At 38.9% G+C, this 24,734-nt stretch carries 21 protein-coding genes; 14 read left to right on the top strand and 7 right to left on the bottom strand.

Annotated features, from left to right (window positions below; all coding sequences use genetic code 11):
- Position 1: 1 nt before the first annotated feature.
- From DO88_RS16275 to DO88_RS16300, 6 genes are all read left to right on the top strand, one after another.
- The gene (locus DO88_RS16275; RefSeq protein ID WP_033037996.1) at positions 2-1,348 is read left to right on the top strand and encodes a sigma 54-interacting transcriptional regulator; all 1,347 of its coding nucleotides are present in this window, start codon (positions 2-4) and stop codon (positions 1,346-1,348) included.
- Positions 1,349-1,358: 10 nt separating this feature from the next.
- On the top strand, positions 1,359-1,859 hold the full coding sequence (locus DO88_RS16280) for a DUF1543 domain-containing protein (RefSeq protein ID WP_033037994.1): 501 nt from the start codon (positions 1,359-1,361) through the stop codon (positions 1,857-1,859).
- Between the two features lie 601 nt (positions 1,860-2,460).
- Positions 2,461-5,496, top strand: coding sequence for a TonB-dependent receptor domain-containing protein (locus DO88_RS16285; protein ID WP_033037992.1), 3,036 nt, complete (start codon positions 2,461-2,463; stop codon positions 5,494-5,496).
- Between the two features lie 57 nt (positions 5,497-5,553).
- Positions 5,554-6,660, top strand: coding sequence for a metallophosphoesterase (locus DO88_RS16290; protein WP_033037991.1), 1,107 nt, complete (start codon positions 5,554-5,556; stop codon positions 6,658-6,660).
- Positions 6,661-6,880: 220 nt separating this feature from the next.
- Positions 6,881-8,968 (top strand): winged helix-turn-helix domain-containing protein, encoded by a 2,088-nt coding sequence (locus tag DO88_RS16295; RefSeq protein ID WP_033037989.1) that lies wholly within the window; start codon positions 6,881-6,883, stop codon positions 8,966-8,968.
- A gap of 146 nt (positions 8,969-9,114) precedes the next feature.
- The gene (locus DO88_RS16300) at positions 9,115-10,266 is read left to right on the top strand and encodes a murein transglycosylase domain-containing protein (RefSeq protein WP_033037987.1); all 1,152 of its coding nucleotides are present in this window, start codon (positions 9,115-9,117) and stop codon (positions 10,264-10,266) included.
- 374 nt (positions 10,267-10,640) lie between these two features.
- Here DO88_RS16300 and DO88_RS16305 read toward each other — a convergent pair whose 3' ends face one another.
- A complete protein-coding gene (locus DO88_RS16305; RefSeq protein ID WP_033037986.1) occupies positions 10,641-11,078 on the bottom strand; it encodes a hypothetical protein in 438 nt (145 codons plus the stop codon).
- 128 nt (positions 11,079-11,206) lie between these two features.
- Positions 11,207-11,425, bottom strand: a complete 219-nt coding sequence (locus DO88_RS16310) for a hypothetical protein (protein WP_033023621.1) — start codon at positions 11,423-11,425, stop codon at positions 11,207-11,209.
- Positions 11,426-11,557: 132 nt separating this feature from the next.
- Here DO88_RS16310 and DO88_RS16315 point away from each other — a divergent pair, with 132 nt between their 5' ends.
- Entirely contained in the window at positions 11,558-12,817 is a 1,260-nt protein-coding gene (locus DO88_RS16315; RefSeq protein ID WP_033037985.1) for a multifunctional CCA addition/repair protein, read from the top strand.
- Between the two features lie 6 nt (positions 12,818-12,823).
- On the opposite strand, the gene DO88_RS18945 is transcribed toward DO88_RS16315, so the two are convergent.
- The 3 genes from DO88_RS18945 to pdsR form a co-directional block, all read right to left on the bottom strand.
- Positions 12,824-12,988, bottom strand: a complete 165-nt coding sequence (locus DO88_RS18945; RefSeq protein WP_002961633.1) for a hypothetical protein — start codon at positions 12,986-12,988, stop codon at positions 12,824-12,826.
- 252 nt (positions 12,989-13,240) lie between these two features.
- On the bottom strand, positions 13,241-15,379 hold the full coding sequence (gene pdsS / locus DO88_RS16320) for a proteobacterial dedicated sortase system histidine kinase (protein ID WP_033037984.1): 2,139 nt from the start codon (positions 15,377-15,379) through the stop codon (positions 13,241-13,243).
- Positions 15,379-16,068 (bottom strand): proteobacterial dedicated sortase system response regulator, encoded by a 690-nt coding sequence (pdsR, locus tag DO88_RS16325; protein WP_033038032.1) that lies wholly within the window; start codon positions 16,066-16,068, stop codon positions 15,379-15,381. The genes pdsS and pdsR overlap by 1 nt, the downstream gene beginning before the upstream one ends.
- A 204-nt stretch (positions 16,069-16,272) precedes the next feature.
- Between pdsR and pdsO the strand changes: the two genes are divergently transcribed.
- Genes pdsO through DO88_RS18655 form a run of 3 tightly spaced genes read left to right on the top strand, consistent with a single transcriptional unit; the run spans position 16,273 to position 19,671 of the window.
- On the top strand, positions 16,273-17,004 hold the full coding sequence (pdsO, locus tag DO88_RS16330) for a sortase-associated OmpA-like protein PdsO (RefSeq protein ID WP_033037983.1): 732 nt from the start codon (positions 16,273-16,275) through the stop codon (positions 17,002-17,004).
- A gap of 46 nt (positions 17,005-17,050) precedes the next feature.
- On the top strand, positions 17,051-19,069 hold the full coding sequence (locus tag DO88_RS16335; RefSeq protein ID WP_033037982.1) for a marine proteobacterial sortase target protein: 2,019 nt from the start codon (positions 17,051-17,053) through the stop codon (positions 19,067-19,069).
- Complete coding sequence (locus tag DO88_RS18655) at positions 19,066-19,671, top strand: class GN sortase (RefSeq protein WP_081824594.1); 606 nt, start codon at positions 19,066-19,068, stop codon at positions 19,669-19,671. Before DO88_RS16335 ends, DO88_RS18655 begins: the two co-directional genes overlap by 4 nt.
- Here the strand turns inward: DO88_RS18655 and DO88_RS16340 are convergent.
- Positions 19,566-20,525 (bottom strand): DMT family transporter, encoded by a 960-nt coding sequence (locus DO88_RS16340; RefSeq protein WP_033023620.1) that lies wholly within the window; start codon positions 20,523-20,525, stop codon positions 19,566-19,568. The genes DO88_RS18655 and DO88_RS16340 overlap by 106 nt on opposite strands.
- A gap of 119 nt (positions 20,526-20,644) precedes the next feature.
- On the opposite strand from DO88_RS16340, the gene proB reads away from it, so the two are divergent.
- The 4 genes from proB to DO88_RS16360 all read left to right on the top strand — a co-directional run bounded on the left by proB (position 20,645) and on the right by DO88_RS16360 (position 24,207).
- Positions 20,645-21,748: a glutamate 5-kinase gene (proB, locus tag DO88_RS16345; RefSeq protein WP_007377006.1), complete on the top strand. Its 1,104-nt coding sequence runs from the start codon at positions 20,645-20,647 to the stop codon at positions 21,746-21,748.
- Between the two features lie 116 nt (positions 21,749-21,864).
- The gene (locus DO88_RS16350; RefSeq protein WP_033037981.1) at positions 21,865-22,224 is read left to right on the top strand and encodes a glutaredoxin family protein; all 360 of its coding nucleotides are present in this window, start codon (positions 21,865-21,867) and stop codon (positions 22,222-22,224) included.
- Between the two features lie 39 nt (positions 22,225-22,263).
- Complete coding sequence (gltX, locus tag DO88_RS16355; protein WP_033037980.1) at positions 22,264-23,748, top strand: glutamate--tRNA ligase; 1,485 nt, start codon at positions 22,264-22,266, stop codon at positions 23,746-23,748.
- 159 nt (positions 23,749-23,907) lie between these two features.
- Positions 23,908-24,207, top strand: coding sequence for a hypothetical protein (locus DO88_RS16360; RefSeq protein WP_007377003.1), 300 nt, complete (start codon positions 23,908-23,910; stop codon positions 24,205-24,207).
- A 13-nt stretch (positions 24,208-24,220) separates the two neighbouring features.
- Here DO88_RS16360 and DO88_RS16365 read toward each other — a convergent pair whose 3' ends face one another.
- Positions 24,221-24,616: a hypothetical protein gene (locus DO88_RS16365; protein WP_033037979.1), complete on the bottom strand. Its 396-nt coding sequence runs from the start codon at positions 24,614-24,616 to the stop codon at positions 24,221-24,223.
- Positions 24,617-24,734: the final 118 nt, after the last annotated feature.

The raw sequence follows: 24,734 nt of genomic DNA, 5'->3' as shown, positions 1-24,734 counted from the left end.
GATGGCAGCAACTAAAGTGCAAAGTGCAAAAGTATTACTCGTTGACGACGACGCTAGCTTATTAAAACTGCTCTCTATTCGTATTGAATCAAAAGGATACGAAGTGACAACCTGTGAAAGCGGCTTAACCGCACTACAAATACTTAAAAGCCAAGTGTTTGATGCCGTAATAACCGACTTACGCATGGATGAAATGGATGGTATGGCACTGCATCGTCAGCTGCAAAGCCGCTACCCAGCATTACCTGTCATTATGATGACAGCGCACGGCTCAATTCCTGATGCAGTAGAGGCAACTAAGCAGGGCATTTTTGCATTCATAACTAAACCCGTGGATAAAGACGAGCTATTTGACAGCCTTGCTAAAGCGATAGAAATTCATGGTGTTAACGCCGATGAAGCTGCACCTAAAAGTAATATAGTTACGCGCAGTGGTGCAATGCTGCACTTGTTAGAGCAAGTAAAACTACTTGGGCCAACGCAAGTTAATGTACTTATTTCGGGGGCTAGTGGTACTGGTAAAGAATTACTCGCACAGGCGATTCACCAGCATAGTCATGTAAGCGGTGGCCCTTTTGTTGCAATTAACTGCGGCGCTGTACCAGGGGAGCTTTTAGAGTCTGAATTATTTGGTCATAAAAAAGGCTCGTTTACGGGTGCAATTAAAGATCACCAAGGTTTGTTTCAACAAGCACAGGGTGGCACGTTATTTTTAGACGAAATTGGCGATATGCCGCTTAACTTACAGGTTAAGTTACTGCGCGTATTACAAGAAAAAACAATTCGCCCAGTAGGTTTTCAAGAAGAGATAGCAATTGATGTACGCATAGTGTCGGCAACACATAAAAATCTTCCTGAAGCTATTTTAAACCAGCAATTTAGAGAAGATTTATACTATCGCTTAAACGTAGTTAATTTAAAATTACCGCCGCTGTGTGAGCGCCGCGAAGATATAAGCTTATTAGCACAGCACTTTAGTGCAAGCATTGCTAAGCGCATGAACCAAACTGAAAAACACTTTGCAAGCGATGCTATGCATGCGCTTGTACGTTACGACTGGCCAGGTAATATCCGCCAATTACAAAACGTAGTAGAGCAGGTTGTAGCATTAACGCCAAGCGATGTTATTTCAGAGCACTTAGTGTTAGCTGCGCTAAATAGTAATGAAAAAAACGTAGAACCATTATCACTAAACGACGCTAAAAAAGAGTTTGAGCGCGACTATGTAATTAACACTTTAAAAATGGCTGGTGGTAACGTAGCTGAAGGCGCTAAGCTTGCCAAACGTAACCGTTCAGACTTTTATAAGTTGATTAAAAAACATAATATTGATGTAGATAATTTATAAAGAGAAGCAAATGCAGTTATTTATGGTGTATTTAGGTGGTCGAATTCAGGGTTGCCATATTGAAATGCACGATATTCGCTTTGTAGTAGGGGAGAATATAGAGCAAACCTACTCAAAGTTAAAAAGCCAGTGGGTAGGCGACAGAAGTAGTGTACACATGGATAGCTACATGGCAATTAATCATATTGATGGCTTTAAAGTAGAAGTTGTTGATAGCTATGTGGAGCAAAATAAACAACTTTATTTTGTAAATTTAGGCGCTTACAGAAGTGATTCTATGGCTGAGCAACACGACTTTGCACTGTATGTTGCAAGCAGTAGCCATGAAGCTAAAGAGCGTGCTAAAAACGATTTACTTGCAGGGCTTAGCCATATTCATAAAGATGATTTACATGATGTAGACGATTGCTTTGCCATTGATTTACTCGACAGCCAATTGAATATAAAGTTAACCCCCAGCGGTGAAGCACAAACCATAAAGCCAGATTGGTTTGGCTACCATATATTGTAATGACTTATGAGTATCGGAGCAGCTTGTTATTAACGCTGCTTTTTTTGTGAGATTAAAGCGACATAAAGACATGTTTTGCTAAAAGCAAAGCAATGAAACTAACTTTAATGACACCTATATTGCAACATTTCTCCTTCCGCACGATATTTATATCTTTCAAAAGCTAATAATTAATTGTATCTGCCTGATGTGGGTACTCTTTTATCTTTGCATGATCCAAGTTGTAAAAATACATAGAAAAAGTGCAATCACTCTTAAAGTTCATCATCAACCTCACCTAATTAGATGCCAATAATCTGTGGCAAAGTAAAAAGCGTGCCACCTAATAAAGCGCGCCATACATACGGTTAGAAAACAGTGTGTTTCAATGAAAGCTAACTACGGTATGTGATTGCATGCTTTATGTAATATTTTAAGTTATTGTTTTTAAATGAATAGACTTTAAAAAGATATAAAGAAGTGACATAAAGGAGGTTAAGGTGATTGCTATTTAATTAACATTTATTTAATTATAAGTAACAAATAAAATAATTAATAAATTGAACTGTTTTAACTTAAAAATAATGACATAAATATTAAAAACATTCATAAAGGGAAGCGTGTGAACACTTTATCAACAAGAAAATGCCTATTAGTAATCGCGATCACTGCAAGTTTTTCTCAGCAAGTGATAGCACAAGAAAATATTGATGTTGGACCACAAACAAATACAACGTTAGCTAAAAAAGTGGCCAAAACCAAAGAAAAAGTAGAAAAAATTGTTATAACAGGATCTCGTTTAAGACGTGATAGTTTTAGTGTTCCTACACCACTAGTTGTTATGACTCGTGAAGATATTGCTGATACAGGTGTGGGATCGTTAGCTGATATTTTAGTTGATGGTATTCCTTCATTAACTGAAGATATTAGTAATACTAATAGTCAGTCATTAGTTTCGGGTACCGGGCTTTCTACCGTTAATTTACGCGGTTTGGGTGCTAGTAGGACGTTAACATTGATTGATGGGCGTCGTGTTGTTTCAAATAGTTACAGTGGTAATAAAGTAAGTTTAAGTACGATCCCTAGTGGTATGGTGCAGCGCGTTGAAGTTATTACCGGTGGCGCATCTGCAACTTATGGTGCAGATGCGGTATCAGGTGTGGTTAATATAATTACGCAAACTGATAAAGAAGGCTTTAGTTTAAGCGGTCGAACAGGGGAGTCGTTTGAAGGCGGTGCAAAAGAATTCACGATTGATATGGATTACGGTACTTCATTTGATGATGATAAAGGTTACGTCTTTGTTAGCTCTAGTTGGGACCGTGAATTTGGATTAAGTTACTCAGATAGAAAACGTGCCCAATTAGAAGATGTTCATGGCTACGACAGCTCGCTTATGTGTAACACAATGCAAAATGCAGATGGCGATGATGTATGTATGCGTGATCAAACACCCGCCGATTGGGCAAGCAAAAGTGATGGAACTCTAGGAGGCGTATTTTTAGAGTCTAGTAATAATGACACTCAATTTTGGTACGATGGGCAAACGTTACGTGATGATTGGAAAGGTAACGAAGAGCGTTACGGTATTAATTCAAATGAGTATGTTGCGCTCAAAATACCAAATGATAAATTTAGCACTGCCGTAAAACTTAATTACGATATTAACGACTCACTAACAGCATATGCTCAAGTTCAGTTAAGCCTTACTAGTTCTTTCAATAATAAGTCACCAGAAGACGATTATGAAAGTGCCTATGTACCAACTTTTGATGCAGAAACTGGCGATGCTTTAGATGATATTCGACCTGGATATATTCCAATAGATAACCCTTATGTTCCCCAGGAGATGATTGATACTAATCCATATAAAGATCGTATTTATTGGGATAGACGTTTTGGTGAAGTAGGTAATATTACAACCGAAAATAATCGTACAACCCTTCGTACTTGGGCTGGTTTACAGGGAACCGCTTTTAATGATGAGTGGGAATGGGATATGTCGGTAGGCTTTGGTAAATTTCATCAAGAACAGCATCGTAATAACGAACTAAATATAGTCAAAGTAAACCAAGCTTTGCAAGCAGAGCAACTCGAAGATGGTACTATTCAATGTAAAGATGAGCAAGCACGTGCAGATGGTTGTGTTGCATTAAATATATTTGGCGAAGGTTCAATTACACCAGAAATGGCCGATTGGATACGCAGTAGTCCAACAATTAATACCTATATTGAGCAATATAATCTTTTAGGTTACATGACAGGGGATTTATTTAAGCTACCAGCGGGTAATGTATCAGCTGTATTTGGAGGTGAGTACCGCAAAGACACTGTTGATTTACAAACCAGCGAAGAGCTAAAAGTGGGGGGGATCACTTGGAATACAATTCCTGAGTTTAATGAATCAATGGATGTGTTTGAAATATTTAGTGAATTTAGTATACCGCTACTCAGAGAAGTAACTTTTGCTAAGTCACTTTCAGTCGAAACGTCATTACGGTTAGCACAATACAGCGTCGATAGTTTAGACAACGTAGCCAGTTATAAGCTTGGTTTTATGTGGATACCCGTTGAAGGTTATGGCATTAGAGCTAACTATTCACGTTCACAGCGTGCGCCAAGTATCAGTGATCTTTATTCACCTCCTCGAGGTGACTTTGATAGCTTTGATGACATATGCGAAGGTGTAACAGCTACCTCAACAGAAGTTGGCCATGCAAATTGTCGATTAGATCCAACTCTTGCTACTTTAATCTCTGAGGATGAAGCATTTGAGTTGGCAGATGAGAACAATAGTTACTCTCCAAATGCAGGTAATTCAAATGTAAATGTTGAGACATCAGATTCTTACACGTTTGGAATCACAATGGCGCCTGACTTTTTAACAGGCTTCAACCTCGCGATAGATTACTACGACATTTCAATTGAAGATGCGCTTGGAGAAATCCCTAACGAAGAAATATTAGAGCAATGCTATAACTCAAGCCTAAGTTATGGCACCGACAATGCATTTTGTAACGATATTACACGAAACAGTGAAGGCCAGATAACTAAAATTATCCAACGTGTATATAATTTAAACGAAGAAAGTGCGCGTGGGGTTGATATAACATTTTCACAAAAAATGGATCTAAATGATTACGGTTCTTTAACACTAAAAGGTGATTTTAATCACGTTATTGAGCAGTCAACGACTTATGAAGGTAACGATGGTTTAGAGACCTTAAATTATGCAGGTTATTATACATCTCAAGATAAAGGTTCGGTTTCACTTCGATGGAAGCTTGATGAGTTAAGTGTACGCTGGAAAGTCAAATACTTGGGGGGATTCAAAGATGAGCTAGAGACTGATGAAGATGTTAGCGATTATCTGGATGCTGTAGCTGATAATAAGGTCCTTTGTAATACGGGTGATATCGGGTGTATTGAAAACCCAGAGCCATTGTACTTCCAAAATTACGGAACCTACCTAAGACACGATATTTCAGCCTCGTATTCAATGAAAATGGATAAAAACTCTCGTTTGAAAATATCAGGCGGTATCAATAATATATTTGATAATAACGGTTTGTTCCACAAAAGCACTGGTAACTACTACAGTGGTTACGGTGGTGGTGTTGGTCGATTTGGTTTTATAAAAGCTGAATATTCATTTTAATCGACGATAGCTTTATTTAAGTTTTTGCCACAAGGATGTGGTTTCATAAGGTTAAATATGAAACATATATTTTTTTTACTACTGCCTTTATTAGTATGTTCTGGGTTATATGCATTTTTTGAATATGACTTGTACACAAAAAATCAACAAACAACAATTAATGAGTTTTTTGTACTAAAAGACGGGCCTTATATTGCTGAAAGTAACTCTGTATTAGATATAGCTTGGATTTGTAACGATAAGGCGAAACACCAAGCAACAGAATTTAAAAGCATACCAATTTATTTTTCTCAGTGTGGTTTAACCGCAGAGGTAAACACCCTTGAGTTTACTGAAGATATAATTGAATTTACTGGAGTTTCTAAAATAGCGGCTCTAAGTGATTTGCACGGACAGTTTGATTTAATGAAGCAATTATTAACCAATAACAAAATTATAAATAATGAAGGCAAGTGGAGCTATGGGGATGGCCATTTTGTGATTACCGGAGATATATTTGATCGAGGTGATAAAGTAACTGAAATTCTATGGTTTATTTTTGAACTTGAGCAACAAGCTAAGCAAGCTGGTGGCTCTTTGCATTTATTATTAGGTAATCATGAGGTTATGGTACTGAATAACGACTTACGTTACCTGCATGCTAAATATGTCCGCACGGCAAAGTTACTTGATGTAGAATTTGTTAGTCTATTTAATAAGCACACTATTCTTGGTCGTTGGTTACGGAGCAAAGCGGTGTTAGTAAAAATAGATGATTATTTATTTGCTCATGGGGGGTTTCACCCCGACTTTGCTAAAAGTGCAGTGTCATTGCAATCGATAAACACAGTTTTTAAACAAAATTTAGTTAAAGTTGAGCTAGGTAACCCTAGAGAGGGCTTTGCTAAAAAATTACACAAAAAGAACGGGCCTATTTGGTATCGCGGATATTTTAAAGATGATGGTGCAACAGATATAGAAATCGATTTGTTGCTACAACATTTTGAAATTAAAAATATAGTGGTGGGACACACCTCTCAAAAACGAATAGAGTCGCGCTACCAAGGTAAGGTGATCGCTATCGATAGCAGTATTAAAAATGGTGAGTACGGAGAAATTTTATTTATAGAAAATGGTCTATTTAGTCGAGGCACTTTATCAGGCAAACGTTTAGCATTAAATTAAGCTTAATATAAGGGGAGGATTACTTGCTCTTTTTTTATTTTTATTGGAATAGTCAATAATTCATCGTGACTAAATTAAAAACCAGCATTCACCTATCCAACATTTGTGTTTTAATTACTTAACTCATGTAGAATAAAATAATAACTCGTAAACAGTGAAATATTGTTTTTAGATGTAATTGTTTGTATTTTAAATAAAATAGTAAGGTAAGTATTTCATTATGGATGTTGAACAGCCTTTTTTTCTGGGTCCCTATACTGTGCTGCCTCAAGAAGATGCTATTTTAATCAACACTAAAAATAAGCAATCAATTCAACCAAAAGTAACAGAGGTACTTTGCTATTTGGTTTTACATTACCCTCGTGTTGTTTCTCGCGCTGAATTAATTGAGCATGTTTGGGGGAATAATGAACTCGTAGGGGAAAAAGCACTTACTAATACCATCTGGCAAATAAGGCAATGTTTTAAATATCCCAATAATGAAATTTGTGTAATAGAAACAATACGCAAGAGAGGTTATAAGTTATTAGTTAAACCACAAGCCGTTAACGTAGAACAAGCTCCTTCCCTTTCAAGTAAAAACGACAAATCTAATGCTATACCTTGGTTAACCACACTATTTTTAATAACTATAATCATAGGCTTACTTTCTTTTTACTTAGCTCCTAAAAAGGCAGCTAATGCCACTGTTACGCAAATAACTAAAGATCCTGGTAGTGAATTATTTGTTTCACCTTCACCGGATGGTAAAAAAGTGATTTATATATGGGCTAATAATGCAGGGCGTCACTTATATTTAAAAGAGTTAGCTGCACCTCAAGTGCCACCTATACAGCTTACTATTACTAATGCATCCTATAGTCGAGCTGTTTGGAGCCTTGATCAACAATATATTTATTTTTTATCTACAACTGCCTCTAAGTGCTTTGTTATAAAGTTTGAACTAATTAGTAAGAAGGAAACTAAACTAGCTACTTGTCCAGTTACAACTGGAGTTAAATATATTGCAATGTCATCAGATGGAAGAACGCTCGCTTTTAATTCTAAAGTGACAGGAGATATAGAAGACGGCATTTACTTTTTAAATTTAAATAACAATCAAGCAAAGCCTGAGCGGTTTAGTTGTCAAGACAATTGCGCATACAGAGAACGTGATATTGCTTTTTCTCCTAATGGTGAATACGTTGCCGTAGCAAGGCGTGCAAGTAATACTAGCGAAAATATATTTATAGTAAACTTAAAAACCAAAGCTGCTCAGCAAGTTACATTTAAGCATAATGATATTGAGGGGATGACCTGGCATAAAAGTAACGATTTGCTTGTCTTTGGAAGTCAAAAAGCAGATAAGCATTCAGGGTTTATACTTAATTTAAAAACCTTGAAGCAAACACCTTTAAATATATCTGGGTTTGGCTTTCCTAGCTTTTCTGCAGACGGCAGTCTATTTTACCAAAAGCGCCGAGAAACTTACTATATAGCGGGTTACGATCTTTCTACATCGGTTGGTACTAGTATTTATCCCGTTATTGAATCTGAGTTTAGCAATAAATACCCTACTTATTCAGAGGTATCCCAAGAGCTAGCCTATCTATCAAATGAAAGTGGTTATTACGAAGTGTGGCTATCTGATATTTATGGCAGTAATCGCAGGCAGCTTACTAATTTAAAAAAGAATGCTAAATATCCCCTTTGGTCTAATAATGGTAAGAAATTAGTATTTGCGAGTGCAATTAGTAAGAGTGAAAATGAAATTTATGTTTATAATTCAGTAACAAAAAAAATCAATCGCTTAAATATTACATTAGATAAGTTTGGTCGCCCTACTTGGCATCCTAATAACAAAGATCTTGTAATAAGGTTAAATGTAGCTGGAAAACGTGAACTCTATTTATTAGATACTAATACGCTTATGACAAAAAAAGTAACAGATAATAATGGACGTTTTGGCTATATGGATAGTGATAAAATACTCGTATATGTAGATAATAAAAAGGAGTTATATAAGGTTGATATAAATGAACCTCATATGCCTGTAAAACTGCTCGATAGAAAACAGTTTGGTACCCGCTATGGCTGGAGTATACATAACCATGAAGTTTATTTTAAAAGTGGTGATAAAGCAGGGGATTCAATAAAACGTTTTAATATTGGGAAAAAACTATTGACCGATATTTTGTATGTCCCAACAATCTCTATTTTAGATTCAGAGCCTTTTTCTATGATCCCTTTACATAAAAAACTGTTATTTACTAAAAGTCTATCGGAACAATCTAATATTAATCAATTACATCACCCATTATTTAATTGATTTTCAACGAATGAGTAACATAAATGCTTTGCTATTAGTTTGAACAATAGCTAATTGAATATAAAGTTGGCCCTAAGTAGGCTGCCATAAATTAGTTTTAGCTAAATATTTTATAGTGTTACTTAAAAAACAGATAGGGATAAGTTGTGAAAAAGTATGGCTTCTTAGTGTTTATTCTATTATTGACCGGTTGCGAGTCAATATCGCACTTAGCGCCAGTAAGGGATCTCAATAAACTTGCAAAACAAGTAAAAAACAATCCCACCGATGTTAAAGCAATTGAAAAACAAGTAAAAAAAACGCAGCGCTCAATTAAGCAGCAAGTGGGGAGCGTTAGTCAGCTATTAGCAACGTTAGAAAGTGTAGTTAGTCGTAAATGGGGTAAAAAAAATACTCAGCAACCAACACGCAGAAAATATGTAAAATACAGCAATGATTACCAAGCACGCGCTGTTATTGATTTTGACCGTAATATGGTACAGGTCGAAACCATAGCCACTAAAAATACCAATTCGCTTCTAACTCAAGCAATTGTAATGACATTATTGACCTCAAGTGATCCACATAAAACAGACATTTTTACCAGTGAATCGCCTATTTTAGGGGATGAACCTTTTTTGTATCAACAAGTGCTTGATGAAGACGGGCTCCCCATAAAATACCAATGGCGGGCAAATCGTTTTGCTCGTTACTTAGTAGACACTAAGGTACAAAAAAAACGTAGTGATGGTCATTCAATTACATCGGTATCTTTTCCTCTGGTAGAACAAAACGCTCACTTACGAAAGCAAAAATACAGTGATTATGTATTGGCTGCGGCAAAGAAATACCAAATATCTGCGTCGCTTATCTACGGTATTATTGAAACAGAGAGTCACTTTAACCCTTACGCAGTAAGTTCTTCAAATGCGTATGGTTTAATGCAAATAATTCCATCGCGCGCAGGAAGAGACGTCTATCAAAAAATAAAGAAAATACCAGGGGAGCCGAGTAAAGAAGTATTGTTTGATCCTAAAAGAAATATAGATATTGGCAGTGCGTATTTAAGTGTACTAAAAAATAGCTATTTAAATAAAGTACAAACCAAACAAAACCAACATTACGCCATGATTTCTTCATATAACGGTGGCGCAGGCAATGTACTAAAAATATTTAATTCAAATAGAACAATCGCATTTTCAAAAATTAACCAATTAACGTCGAGCCAGTTTTATAAAATACTCACAACTAAGCACTCTAGAGCTGAATCGAGACATTACTTAGAAAAAGTGACCGTAGCAGAAAAAGCATATCAATAAGTTTCAAATTTATTTGTTATTGATAAACAAACCATAGCTGAATTCCTGTTTTGGTTCAATCGGTTACTTCAATTTCAGGTGAAATATTAAAAGGAGGTTTGGTGCTATTTTAACTGCCGTTTAAAGGCTGTTACTGGTTTTTGAGTGGCTAGGTTGAGAGGGAGTGGATTTACTTTCTTTGTGTGTTTTTTTAGGCTGTGTATCTTGTTTACTTTCAAAACATTGGCATTTAAGTGAATATTATTTAGGTGCTTGAAAATACATAAGCCCTATGATGAATCAGCTTCCTTGCTGCATTAAAATAACGGAACAACGCTACTAAAATCTGCGGTGGAAAATAAGTATTAGTGCTCATCAGCGTGTGTTGTTATCTGTTAATTAGCTATCTTCATTAGAGTTGCAGTTATGACAGCCGTTGCACTAATACATGCTACTAGTAGTGGGACTATAACCTTCCATCGCTCAAAGTTTGAAACCTGCCTATCATGAATTTCAATAGCAACTTCTATTAATTTTTGCACTAAACTCGGCTCTAATCGCTCACGTATTTTCTTACCATTTTTGGTTTCGTAAGATGCTACGTAACGAGATACTAAAGAGACCCTATTTATTTTATCTTCCTCATCTCTAACACGAAATAGCTCAGGGTGGGATTTTGATAGCTCTACCCAAGAATTCGCAGACCTTGGAATTAGTTTTAGTTCTTCAATTAAGCCTTCTTCACTACGACTTGTATTTCGATGGAATGCTAATACCTGAATTAGTGCGATGACTTCGCCTAGCCGATGCTCTTTTAAGTACTCTTTTGACATTGCAATATATCCCCATGGCTCATAAATAATGAAGTGTTAGGTTGGATTGGAATCTCGTTTTTACACCGAAGGATAAGGCATGACCTATTGGTAACTATACCTTCGCTAATTACGCCACGAAAAATCAGTTATTCCTCTTGTTCTTCTTTTTCACTCTTAGCCGCCATTTTAAACGCCACAATAACCAATCCAAACATAGCAAACGGCAGTGCTGCCAACATGTATTCAACCACATTACTGTCTTGAAAGTTTGCTTGTAGTAAAAAGTGACCTGCTACGCACATTAAAATAACCACTAATAAAATGGGTAGTAACATGAGTTCTTTTTTTGATGAATGGTTTTTCATTGAATACGAGGCTATAGCTAAAAATAATGCGCCATTGTAATGAGCTTGTTTAGGCTTGGCAAATACCGCAGAATTTTTTAATTAATGATATGATTAGCGTCAAACAATTGGGCAAGTGTTATTGGGAATAAAGTGAAAAGTAACTTAAAACAAGTTTACCTCGTTGGCGGTGCAGTGCGCGACAAACTGCTAAATATAAAATCAAAAGATAACGACTATGTAGTGATTGGTGAAACGCCTGATACAATGCAGTCGCTCGGTTTTGTACCAATAGGTAGCGACTTTCCGGTTTATTTGCACCCAAAAACAAAAGAAGAATATGCACTAGGGCGCACAGAGCGCAAAAGCGGCAAAGGCTATACTGGCTTTGTGGTTGATGCAAGCCCAACTGTTACGCTAGAAGAAGATTTAGCAAGGCGTGATTTAACCATAAATTCAATGGCGCTTGATGAAAACGGCGATATTATTGACCCGTTTAATGGTCAAACTGACTTACAAAATAAAATACTGCGCCATACCACCGCTGCATTTGTAGAAGACCCTGTACGGGTACTGCGTATTGCCCGTTTTTTAGCGCGCTATGGCAGTGATTGGCGTATTCACCCAAGTACGTATGCATTGATGCGCGAGCTTAAAAATAAAGGTGAGCTAAATCATTTAGTACCTGAGCGCGTGTGGCTTGAAACCGAAAAAGCACTTGGCGAAAAACACCCAGAGCTTTATTTTGAAGCATTGCAAGGCTTGGGTATTTTCCCAGAGCTTGAGCGCATGGTTAATGTACCGCAGCCAGCAAATCATCATCCTGAAGGGGATGTATTTGTGCATACTATGTTGGTACTTAGACGCGCCGCAGATTTAAATTTTGATTTGGAAACTCGTTTTGCAGCGCTGACTCATGACTTTGGTAAGGCGCTTAGTTTTAAAAAGTATGGAAATTTACGTGGGCACGAACGCGAAGGTGTTGCAATTATTGAGGCGTTTTGTGAGCGCTTAAAAGTGCCTAATCGCTTTCGCAATGTTGGTGTACTCACCAGTGATAATCACACCCTTTGCCACACAATTGATCAGTTAAGGCCGCAAACCGTTCACAAGCTAATAGTGACTAACTTAAATGCTTTGGTGCATCCGAATCGTTTTATAGCGTTTACTCAAGCGTGCCAATGTGATGCGCAAGGCCGTGGTGAAACATTGGTTGATAAGCCATACCCGCAAGCAGCTAAACTGCGAGCAATTCATACTGAGCTGCAAAAAATGGATAAGAAGCAAGTAGTGCAAGATGCGCTTAAAAATGGCAAAAAAGGCCCTGAAATAGGCGAAGAAGTAAAACTAGCAGAAATAAACTGCATTAAAGCATTTTTACAAAGCGAGAAATTGGAAGCTCAACAACGTTAGGCTGAGTTAAATTAAATAGTGTGACACGCCTTCGTTTTTAGGTATGTCGGGTTTTCGAAGTTCTTTATAATTAGCGTTCTTTGGTTTTACATTTTCAGATTTAGGCTTTTTAGATGGCCTATATAGGTCAAAAATAAAGTCTAGCTCTTCACGTTCTAGTAATTCTTTCATAAAGTAATCTCCTCAATAAGCAACTAGGGTATGGTCGTTCGACTGAATTAAAAGTGAATAGTTACATATGAAGTTGTACTAAATTGTAATCGGCAGGTTTTAAGGGGTGAGAGGGGTTTGTTTGTTAATTTATATGGAGTTAAGGTAAATTAAATTAACTCTTTTTAACTAAAAATATACAGCTTAATTTATTACGTACTTACTATTTGCATATAATGCTGTGGCTATAAATATAACGGTATAAATACAGCCCTAACCATTTACTAACGGCAGTGTTACGGTAAATACGACACCATCAGCTTGTTCGTTGTTTTGCGCAGTTACGCTGCCTTTATGGTAATCGCACACCAGCCTTACTATATAAAGCCCTAACCCCAAATGTGGCTGTTGCTGCATTTGCTGGCTACGTACCGACACCATTGAATCAAAAATATGCTCAGTTAATCCTTCGGGTAAAGCAGGGCCTGTGTTTCTCACAGTTAATATTACTTTATTTTCGCTCTGCTTAAGGCTTACATTAATAGCCGTATTGGCTTCACTGAACTCCAGCGCGTTATTAATAAGTTTATCAAGCAGCTGAGCTATAAACTCCGGTGCACCTTGCATAGATAATTTGTTTTGGCCTACATCAAGCGTAAATAACTGGTTTGGGTAAGTAAGCTGATAGCCTTGCATGCAGCCATTTATTACTTTTTGTAAATCAAAAGGCTCAGGCTCGTTGCTTTGAATACTTTGCTCAAGGCGAGTGGCTTCGCTCATGGTGGTTATTATTTTCCCTAAGCGTTCAACGCCCTCACTGGCGCGATCGAGGTATTTTTGACTCAGCTCGTTTTGTGGCAAGCTTTGTAAGTTCTCGAGTGACGAGCGCACTACGGCAACCGGCGTGCGCAGCTCATGTGATAACCGCGACGACATGTTTTCTAAGTAATCGGTATAGCCACCAAGTCGGCTCACAATGTTTGAAAAACTACGTGATAGGTCGCCAATTTCATCGTTAGCGTCGCTGTAATTAATACTGCCGGTAACACGCCCTTGTGCATCAATCGCTTGCTCAGCAGTATCGCGCAGTCGCCTAATTCGGTTTGATATACGTGAGGCAAAAAAGAACAAGGTGACAGTACCAATTAGCATCACAGCTAAAATAACGTTAAAGAGTTTTTCGAGCGATTTGTTACGCAGCGTACGTACGCCGTTTGTGGTTTCCTCTGCTATTACCGCGCCAATTACTTGGTCTTGGATCCAAATAGGGTAAGCGGCCGATAAAATAACGGCTTTACTGTCGGGTGTTAATCGCCAAGACGATGCTGGTTGTCCTTTTAATGCTTTCGCTAAATGTGTGCCCTGCATAGAGGCTACATCGTGCAGGGTATCTAAAAACTCATTTTCGGGGCGCGTTAATATTTTATAGTAAATAGGGTGTAAGTAATTTTGCTCAAAGCGCTGCCACCAAGTTTCAGGTGCTTGGTTAGCAAGCCCATCAGCCCATACGCCATCTGCATTTTGAATAGTACCCGATTGCGCAAGTACGCGATGATGGTTATCGACCACCCAAATGCGGCTACCACTGTGGCCCATGCCTTTTAAAATACGGCTAATTTCTGGAGAAGGGACTAATACTGAGCCTAAATCGTTTGGGTTATTTAAGTTTGAGGTCGACATTATTTTAGGCTCTAACAATGCCTCTTTACTATCTACGTCAACAATAGCAAAGCCAAGTTTGTTGCCTAGCATGCTAATAGGAAAGCGCAGCTCTACGTTATAACCTGATTCGGTACTTTCAAAATAGCCCTGAATTTTTGTAAAAGGGGCTTTGGTATTTGCATCAAACGCATTAACCCAGCCATCTTGGCGTGGCGCAATTATATAGGTATTAAATTGGCCGTCAGGTGTTTTTAAGCCAATTTGTAAATAATCGTTATTGGTAATACTTAAGCTATTTTTAGCGCGATAAATAAGGGTATTGTCGGTTACTTTAAATACGGCGTATAAGTAGTTATCAAATTTTCCCACCATATGATAAAACGATAAGTCACGGGCTTGATGTTTGTTATCTGTTTTTTGTAAGTAGCGCTTATCGTAATGCCAAAATAGCGGTTGGTAGCTGTCCCAATCGTTAAGTTTACCGTCGAGCTGAATAGGATTTTTAAGATTATAAGCGTATAAATCGCGGCCTTTTACTACTTGGTCTAAAAAGTTGGTTTGCTCGTCAAATAATGCAGGGCGCTCATGCAATGCGGTAGCAAGTGCGCGAGTGGTGCCTACGAGGGTTTTTTCTTGGCCTTGGCGTAAAAACTTTTCCATTTCCCATACGTACTCGTAGCCAAGCCACGGCAGCAAAAACAAAAAACATGAAAGCAATATAAATTTACTGCGCAGACCAAATCGTAGCATTAGTGTTGTTCCCACCGATAGCCCATGCCATACACGGTATCTATGCAATCAAAGGTGCTGTCGAGTGCTATAAACTTTTTACGAATACGTTTTACGTGTGAAGTAATAGTGCTGTCGTCTACATAAATTTTAGCATCGCTCATTAAATCGTTACGGCTTTTAACATGGCCTGGTCGCTGGGCGAGTGAATGCAGCATCCAAAATTCGGTTACGGTTAAATCAACTAATTGTTGCTGCCAAAATACCTGCATACGTTGCGTGTCGAGCGTTAACTGCCCGCGTGCTATGAGGGCGTTTGCATCAGCGGGTTGTTCAAGTGCTTCCATTCGGCGAAACAGCGCACCAATACGTGCAGCCAAGTGAGCCAAGCTTATGTCTTTTGTTAGGTAGTCGTCGGCGCCCATGCGCAGGCCGCATACGGTATCTATTTCGCTATCGCGGGCGGTTAAAAAAATAATAGGCAGTGTTTTAGAAAGCGATCGCAATGTTTGGCACAGTAAAAAACCACCATCTATTTCATGGCCTAGACCAATATCAACAATGGCTAAATCGGGCAGGGCATTTTTAAATTCAGCTTCAGCGCTGGCGCGATCGGCAAAGCCACTGACTTGGTAGCCCTGTGCACTCAGCATTTCTATGTAGTTTTCGCGGATTGCGGGTTCATCTTCAACGATGGCTATTTTTTTCATTTTAATCATTATCCTATCGGCTCTGTTGTGCACTATATCGAAGTTTTTAAGCTAAGTAAGGTTAAAAAGGCAATTGCCATTTTTTTGCCACAATTGCTCAGCAGTTTGCCATTTTTGATCCCCTTTGCTGCCACTTGAGCTTGTTTTAATACACCCATCAAAACAAAACATCACAAATTAAAAAGTAAGTTTAAGGATCAAATCATGAAGAAGACATTAATTGCGTTAACACTCGTTGCTAGTTTTTGTACTCCAGCAATTGCCTCAACATCTAACACGCCATCAAAAGAAGCCCATAAAGAAACGGCTATTGGTTTAGGTGCAGGCGCTATTATTGGCGGCGTAGTGGGCGGGCCAATTGGTGCGTTTATTGGGGCATTTGCCGGTGGCTTAATAGGTGATTCAAAAGTAGCTGATAACAAAATTGCAGAGCAAGAGCGTGCAATTACGGTCATGAAAGAAAAAACCAGCGATTACCAACACGTGCTTAACCACAACAATATGTTAGAGCAGCAGCTAGAAGTGCTTGCCAATCAAAATGAGCAGTTAACTCAAGTTCAAATTAATAACTTATTGGCGATGACGGTGCAATTTAAAACAGGTTCAAGTGTTATTGCCCCGCATTTTGCACTGCAGTTAGACCAACTGGTTACCTTGTTAAACAACCAACCACAACTCGCACTTGATTTAAGTGGCTTTGCCGATCAACGCGGCGACGAGCAAGCCAACCTTTTACTTTCTAAAGCGCGTGTAGATGCCGTGCAAAGCTACTTAATAAAACATGGTGTAAGCCATAAACGATTAAGCACGCAAGCATTTGGCGAGCAACAGACATTGACAAGTAGCAACACAGTAGAAGATAACTTTTTTGATAGACGTGTAACGCTTACCACTCGCTCAATGAATCCAGTAAATGGCCAAACGGCGAGTAACTAAATCTAACTGAATCTAAGTAAAATAAAGCGTTCGATGGAGTGATTTTATGTTGAGTAAACCAACCAAAATGCTTACGAAATTAAGCATTTTTATATTCATAGCGATTGTGCTGTTAGCAAGTTTTAAAAGCCATGCGCAATCACCCAAGTTAGAGCTTTTTGATAGTAATGGTGCGCCAGCAAGCCCAGCAATAATATTAAAAAGCGACGCCAATATGACCTTAACCGGCCTAATTAATCATGTTGTAGTAACGCAAACCTATCAAAACGAAAACCCGTTTGCAGTCAACGCGCGCTACGTTTTTCCATTGCCTGATGAAAGCGCCGTACATGCCATGACGATGCGTATAGGTGAGCGAGTCATTAAAGGCCAAATTGATAAAAAAGTGGAAGCCGAAAAAAAATACGAGGAGGCTAAAAAAGCAGGTAAGCAAGCGGCCCTTGTACGCCAGCAACGCGCCAATATGTTTATTACTAATGTGGCGAATATTGGCCCTGGTGAGCAAGTGATTATTGAGCTTGAGTATCAAGAAATAATTGATTACAGCAGCGGCACATTTGCTATTAGGTTTCCTACTACCATTACACCGCGTTATCACGCGATTAGTGGTGAGGTTGAGGTTAATACTCAAAATCAAGCGCACGTTAACTCACTCCTAACGGGATGGTTAAGCCCTGTTTACAGTATTAAAAGCAGTACTCAAAATGATAACGTACCAAGCAGCCAATTTAGCTTAAACATTAATATAGACGTAGGCTTAGAGCTGGTGGATATCAATTCTAAATTTCATAATGTTGATGTACAAAACACTGCGTTTGGACAATATAAAATAGCCTTAAATGAGACAAATGCAGTTAATCGCGATTTTGTACTTGAGTTTAAACCGCTGCAAAAAGAGCAGGCTCAAGCCGCATTTTTTACTCAGCAGTTTGAAAATGGTGATCGATACGGGCTTGCTATGCTAATGCCACCAGGGGATCACTTTACACAAACTCAGCGCTTACCTCGTGAAATGGTATTTGTAGTTGATACGTCAGGCTCTATGCACGGGCAATCTATGGAGCAAGCTAAAAAAGCCTTGTTTTATGCACTTTCATTACTTGATAGCGACGACAGCTTTAACATTATTGGTTTTGACAACATAGTAACTCCAATGAGCGATAAACCACTAATAGCCAGTGACTTTAATTTGCGCCGTGCAGAGCGATTTATTTATAGCCTAGAGGCCGACGGCGGCACTGAAATACAAGGTGCGCTTAATGCCGTACTTGATGGTAGCGAGTTTGATAGTTTTGTACGCCAAGTTGTATTTTTAACTGATGGCAGCGTAAGTAATGAAGATGCATTATTTAAAAATATTCAAAGTAAGTTAGGCGATAGCCGCTTATTTACAGTGGGTATTGGCAGCGCACCTAACAGCTTTTTTATGCGCCGAGCAGCAGATATAGGTAAAGGCTCATTCACGTTTATAGGCAGCACAAGCGAGGTGCAACCTAAAATGCAGCAGTTGTTTGATAAGCTAGCACATCCGGCTATTACTAATTTGGCACTAAGCGATGAAAGCGGTAACAACTTAGATTTTTGGCCATCACCACTACCTGATTTATATTTTGGCGAGCCTATCATGGTCGCTATAAAACTTAATAATGCTAAAAATGTGGTACTTGCTGGGCAAGCAGCACAAGGGCCTTTAAGTATTAAATTAAGTACACAAAATAGTTCAAGCGCTCAAGGTATAGCAAAACTGTGGGCGCGCCAAAAAATCAAGTCATTACTTTTATACAACGAGCAAAGTACAGTTAAAGATGAAGTACAGGATCTTGCGCTTACTCATCAATTACTTAGTCCGTTTACTGCTTTTATAGCGATTGAACAAACTCAAATAAAAGAAGTGGCAGAGCAAACGGCGCAAGCTACTAATGCATTACCACAAGGTATGGCAATGCGTTTACCGCAAACCGATGGGCAAAGCAGGTTACATATATTACTAGGCTGTATTTTATTATTGGGATTTAGCGCGCTTAAAATAAATCGAGGGCTTAAATTAAGCAGGGCACGTAAATGAAAAAGTGGCTAAGCGTGGGCTTACTAATAGCTGGGCTTGGATTATTTGGTCACGGCGCTTATATGCAGGCAAAAGCGTGGCTTGCTCAAGTATTAATTGAGCAAGCATGGCAAGAGGCGCTTAAATCACCCGGCACTAAAGTAAAACCGTGGTATTACGCCGACAGCTACGTTACTGCAAAGCTTGATTGGCCAAGTCATAATAAAACATTAAGTGTATTGGCTGGAGCGAGTGGCCGTAACTTAGCGTTTGCGCCTAGCCAATTTTTACCCGCAGGAGAGCTTGGCGGAAAAGAGTTTGGAAACGAAAAGGGCGCGCTAATAGCCGGGCATAACGACACCCACTTTGCATTTTTACAAAACGCCAAAGTGGGAGAGGCGTTTACTTTGCAACTGCAAAGTGGGGTGATTCAAAATTATAAGGTAACGGGGATTGAGGTTATTCATCAATCCCAAAACTCATTTTTACAAACACCTGGGCTGTATTTGCTTACCTGTTACCCTTTTGATTCGCTTGCCTCGGGTACTGATTTAAGATTGCTTGTATCTGCGCAAATGTCTTCGCCTGATTCGCTAAGCGGTATATCCACCACGAGTTCTTGATGGCGCTGGCTTACCATTACGCCAATAAATACCACAAATATGCTCAGCCATTGCCAAACGTTGAGCACTTCGCCCAAAATAATAGCTGACAAAATAAGTGTAAAAATAGGAATTAAATTAGAGTACGCAGCAGCGGTTAATACCGATACCTTGCTAATTGCATAGTTGTACATGCCATACCCGCCAAGGGTTACACACGAACCTAAATACAAAATGCTCATAAGCGCGGTTAAGTCGTGTTGGTTTTCGCTTGGTAGGTCGATAAAAAACAAAAACGGCGCAAAAAACAAGCTGCCGCTAATACCTTGCAACGCAATTAAAGTCAGGGGCGAGTAGCGATTAGCTAAATGTTTAATACTTACGGTATAAAATGCAGCGCACACCATAGCCATAAGCTCTAAAAAGTTACCCAGTAACGGATTAGGTGCCTGCTCAGAACTGGGTGAAAGAAGCGTAAGTAAAATACTGCCGCCAATACACAGCGTAAAGCCGACAACAATGGCTTTGCTTATATGTTCTTTAAGTAATACAAAGGCAAGCAGCGCAATAATAATAGGCAAGCAAGAGACAATAACACCGGCCTGCGAGGCTGATGTGTATTCCATTGCATGGCCTTCAAATAAAAAGTACAAGCAAGGCTCAGCAAGCGACATACCCACTAAATACTTCCAGTCACCTTTTAAGTACTCAAACCGAATAACGTAGCGCCATAAACAAAGCGACAAAACTAACGTGGTGAGCATGCGTAAAAATATCACCAATGCAGGGTCGTAAATGGCAATGGCGTATTTGAGCGCAATAAAAGAGCTGCCCCATAAAAAGGTGGCAATAATTAAACATAAACTGGCAGGCATAGAGAGTAATTTACATAATTTAATAAAATCAGATCCTAGCATGAATATTTTTAACTTGTTCAAAAATACCGAGCTGGTATAAATTAATTCATCTTTAATTAATCAGTAGTAAAAAGCACATGCAAAGGGAACAGGTAATAGTTGTAAAGCTTGGTACAAGCGTACTCACTGGCGGCACCGATAAACTAGATAAAGCACATATGGTTGAATTAGTACGCCAATGCTGCGAGCTTAAAAAGCAGGGGCATCACGTTATTTTAGTATCGAGCGGCGCGGTTGCTGCTGGGCGCGAACAACTATTAAAACCCTGTGGCAGAAGCTTAATTGATAAACAAATGCTTGCTGCAATTGGACAAGGTCAACTTATTCATATTTGGCAGAGCCTATTTGCTTTATACGGTGTAAACGTAGGGCAAATGCTACTTACTCGCGCCGATGTAGACGACAGAGAGCGCTACCTTAATGCCCGCGATACACTCAATGCGTTATTAAATTACGACGTTGTACCCATCATTAACGAAAATGACGCAGTCGCAACCAGTGAAATAAAAGTAGGCGACAACGATAATTTATCGGCACTTGTCGCTATTTTGGCTAATGCTAATAAGTTACTGCTACTTACCGATCAAGAAGGGTTATTTACCAGCGATCCGCGCACAAACGCCGATGCCACCCTCATTGGCGAAGTAACACATATAAACGATGAGCTGCGCCAACTTGCTGGTGGCAGTGGTACAAACTTAGGTACTGGCGGCATGGCAACCAAATTACAAGCAGCCGACATCGCAAGGCGTGCAGGTGTTGAAGTTATTATTGCTAAAGGCGCAGGTAAAAACGTTATTTTAAAATGTATGAGTGACGAGTTACCAGGTACACGCTTTTTAAAACTCACCGCTCCAAAAGATGGCCGTAAAAAATGGCTACTCGCTGGGCCTAAAAGTACCGGCCAAATTGTTATAGATACAGGTGCTATTGCAGCGCTGCAAAATAAAGGCGCAAGCTTACTTGCTAAAGGCGTTACTAATGCATTTGGACGTTTTGAACGCGGTGATTTAATTGATTTAATAGATAATAAAAATCAAGTGATTGCACGGGGCTTAACGCGCTTTAGTAGTACCGAGGTAAACAAAATAAAGGGTGCTCATTCTAGTCAAATAGGCCAATTACTCGATTACGATAGTGGCGCAGAAGTACTTCATAGGGATGATATGGTATTGCTATAGAAGCACTTTTAGTAAATTAAATTACGTGAGTGTAATTCTCGCAGTATTACACTTTTTTGATTGTAAATTTGTGCTAAAATCTGGCTCCTTAAATTGTTGTAAGCAGAGCACAGAACATGAAATTAGTTCGTTGGTTTTTAGGTTGTATAATCTTATTCTTTAATTTTGTATTTACTCCTCGCAGTAAAAAGCGCGCAAGCGACGAGCAAGCACAGCTTGATCTGCAAACCTCACAATTTAAACTGTATCAATTTAAAGCATGCCCGTTTTGTGTAAAAGTACGTCGCGCCATTAAACGCGAAGGCTTAAACATAGAAACGCGTGATGCAAAAGACAATGAGCAATATCGTCAAGAGCTACTAGAGCAAGGCGGTAAAGTTAAAGTTCCTTGCCTGCGTATAGAGAAAAACGGTCAAGTACAATGGCTGTATGAATCAAACGATATTATTGCTTACTTAAACAAAGTAGCTGCATAAACCACTTTTATTATCTCACTTATTTAAAGAGAATATACCATGACAATTCGCACCCGTGTTGCCCCGTCGCCAACTGGTGACCCGCATCTTGGCACCGCTTATATCGCCTTATTTAACTACTGTTTTGCTAAACAACAAGGCGGTGAATTTGTACTTCGTATAGAAGATACAGACCAAGTACGTAGCACGCCAGAGTCTGAACTTGCGATTATGGATAGCCTACGTTGGTTAGGGCTTGAGTGGGATCATGGTCCTGATGTGGGTGGCGAATTTGGTCCTTACCGTCAATCTGAGCGTAGCGATTTATATAAAAAATACGCGCATCAGTTAGTTGACGATGGCAAAGCGTTTTACTGCTTTGCAACAAGCGAAGAGCTTGATCAAATGCGTGAAGAGCAAATGGCAGAAGGCTTGCGCCCTAAATACGACGGTCGTGGTTTAAACCACACAGATGAAGAAATTAAAGCAAACTTAGCGGCAGGCAAACCTTACGTTATACGTATGAAAATCCCAAGCGAAGGCACATTTAAGTTTAACGACTACCTACGTGATGAAATTGAGATCCCGTGGGAAAACGTAGACATGCAAGTGTTATTAAAAGCAGATGGTTTCCCAACGTACTTTTTAGCGAACGTAGTTGACGACCACCACATGCAAATTAGCCATATTTTCCGTGGTGAAGAATGGATTAACTCAGCACCTAAGTTATTAAAACTTTACGAAGATTTTGGTTGGGAAGCGCCAGTACTTGGTCACTTACCATTACTACGTAACCCAGATAAATCAAAGCTGTCTAAGCGTAAAAACCCAACATCTATTAATTACTATAAAGAAATGGGTTACCTGCCAGAAGCCGTACTTAACTACTTAGGTCGTATGGGTTGGTCAATGCCTGATGAGCGTGAAAAGTTCACACTTAATGAGATGATTGAAAACTTCGACATGAAGCGCGTATCGCTTGGTGGTCCAGTATTCGACGTAGATAAATTAAGCTGGTTAAACGGCATGTGGATCCGCGAAAACCTAACCGACGAGCAGTTAATTCAGCGCTTTGTTGATTGGAAGTTTAACGGCGAAATGCTCGCTAAAATATTACCAGAAGTTAAAACACGTATTAATACGCTGTCGGATATGGTTGAGCTTGCAGGGCACTTTGTAGGTGGTATTCCAACTTACGATCCTGCGCTATTAACAGCCGGCAAAGCAGACGAAAACGTGATTCGCCAAGCGCTGCAATTTTTTGTATGGCAGCTTGAAGGTTTACGTAGCTTTGAAAAGCCAGCTATTTTTGCAATTGCAAAAGAAGTTGCAACATTCCACGAGCTTAAAATTAAAGACTTTTTAGAGCCAATTTTTGTCGCAATTACAGGCAAAACATCAAGTACGTCAGTGCTTGATGCAATGGAAATATTGGGGTCTGACTTATCACGTGCTCGTTTACGTGTAGCCCTTGCTCATTTAGGTATTTCTAAAAAGCAGGCTAAAAATATAGAGCGTGCGTACCGCGAATACCCAAGTGCATAATTGCTAAACAATGTACTTTTAAAAGCCGAGCTTTATTAAGCTCGGCTTTTTTGTTTCAGGCTGTTTAGCTATATAACATCGTATTTTGATATTGTTTAGCCTAAGTATTCATAATTTACTAAATGCTACAATAAGGCATATAAACTCATAGGAGGCAGTATGATTGCAACCGTTAAAAACAAAGCTATTTTTAGCAGTAATACATTCTCGATAAACCTTGTTACTTACCCAACTAATCACAGCGTAATGAACCATATTGATCCCGTGCAGCAAGGGCGCTATTACAAGCTCAATTTTGTATTAGAGCAACCTAAAACAGGTGGGGTATTTAAATGCTCAAAATGCATTATAAATTTATTTAATCGTGTGTATTTGTTTAGACCCGATAAGTACGAACACAGCGTATCTAAAATCGAGTCTGGAAAGCGCGTACTACTTAGCTTTGCGCTTAATATATAATTTGCACTTTTACTTATTGATAGTCGTAGGCTTGTCCGCTACATAAAACAGATAAGTCGCAATACGATACAGACGTTTCGCTACAAGAGTTAATAGTAAAAGCATTCCCGCCTCTGCGCATGGCATCAGCTTTAAGTAAATCGATAGCATTTGATTTAGAGCGATTGTAACTTACATTATTGCTACCCATACCGTCGCCATCACAGCTTTCACCTTCTATTCGCCCTAAAAGGGTAGCGCCACTTTCGTGTGCTTCTTGGTCGCTATAAAACTGCTGTAAATCTCTTTTATTAACATAGGTGCCAATTTCTTGAGATAAAACGCCGTTGTCTATATCTGTATGAAAAGTAACGCCAGAACAGCCAGTTAACACGAACACCACACTCATTATTGTTATAAAACGCCGCATATTTATTAGTCCCTTAATTTATTTAATACCAATCTGCTTATATATGGGCTATTTAACGTTAAGAAAATTACGCTAAAACTAGGCAAATATTTTTGTATCTAGTTGTTCTAAATAAAAA

Source organism: Pseudoalteromonas sp. S3431, assembly GCF_000690035.1.
GTDB lineage: Bacteria > Pseudomonadota > Gammaproteobacteria > Enterobacterales > Alteromonadaceae > Pseudoalteromonas > Pseudoalteromonas fuliginea.
The sequence above is the reverse complement of the archived record's forward strand: the minus strand, read 5'-3'. Positions and strand labels throughout refer to the sequence as shown.

Coding starts and splice junctions, on each gene's coding strand:
- DO88_RS16305 (WP_033037986.1), bottom strand. CDS start 11,078: ATGTCAAAAGAGTACTTAAAAGAGCATCGGCTAGGCGAAGTCATCGCA.
- DO88_RS16310 (WP_033023621.1), bottom strand. CDS start 11,425: ATGAAAAACCATTCATCAAAAAAAGAACTCATGTTACTACCCATTTTA.
- gltX (WP_033037980.1), top strand. CDS start 22,264: ATGACAATTCGCACCCGTGTTGCCCCGTCGCCAACTGGTGACCCGCAT.
- DO88_RS16340 (WP_033023620.1), bottom strand. CDS start 20,525: ATGCCTGCCAGTTTATGTTTAATTATTGCCACCTTTTTATGGGGCAGC.
- DO88_RS16335 (WP_033037982.1), top strand. CDS start 17,051: ATGTTGAGTAAACCAACCAAAATGCTTACGAAATTAAGCATTTTTATA.
- DO88_RS16290 (WP_033037991.1), top strand. CDS start 5,554: ATGAAACATATATTTTTTTTACTACTGCCTTTATTAGTATGTTCTGGG.
- DO88_RS16365 (WP_033037979.1), bottom strand. CDS start 24,616: ATGCGGCGTTTTATAACAATAATGAGTGTGGTGTTCGTGTTAACTGGC.
- proB (WP_007377006.1), top strand. CDS start 20,645: ATGCAAAGGGAACAGGTAATAGTTGTAAAGCTTGGTACAAGCGTACTC.
- pdsR (WP_033038032.1), bottom strand. CDS start 16,068: ATGAAAAAAATAGCCATCGTTGAAGATGAACCCGCAATCCGCGAAAAC.
- DO88_RS18655 (WP_081824594.1), top strand. CDS start 19,066: ATGAAAAAGTGGCTAAGCGTGGGCTTACTAATAGCTGGGCTTGGATTA.
- DO88_RS16280 (WP_033037994.1), top strand. CDS start 1,359: ATGCAGTTATTTATGGTGTATTTAGGTGGTCGAATTCAGGGTTGCCAT.
- DO88_RS16350 (WP_033037981.1), top strand. CDS start 21,865: ATGAAATTAGTTCGTTGGTTTTTAGGTTGTATAATCTTATTCTTTAAT.
- DO88_RS18945 (WP_002961633.1), bottom strand. CDS start 12,988: ATGAAAGAATTACTAGAACGTGAAGAGCTAGACTTTATTTTTGACCTA.
- DO88_RS16360 (WP_007377003.1), top strand. CDS start 23,908: ATGATTGCAACCGTTAAAAACAAAGCTATTTTTAGCAGTAATACATTC.
- pdsS (WP_033037984.1), bottom strand. CDS start 15,379: ATGCTACGATTTGGTCTGCGCAGTAAATTTATATTGCTTTCATGTTTT.
- DO88_RS16275 (WP_033037996.1), top strand. CDS start 2: ATGGCAGCAACTAAAGTGCAAAGTGCAAAAGTATTACTCGTTGACGAC.
- DO88_RS16295 (WP_033037989.1), top strand. CDS start 6,881: ATGGATGTTGAACAGCCTTTTTTTCTGGGTCCCTATACTGTGCTGCCT.
- pdsO (WP_033037983.1), top strand. CDS start 16,273: ATGAAGAAGACATTAATTGCGTTAACACTCGTTGCTAGTTTTTGTACT.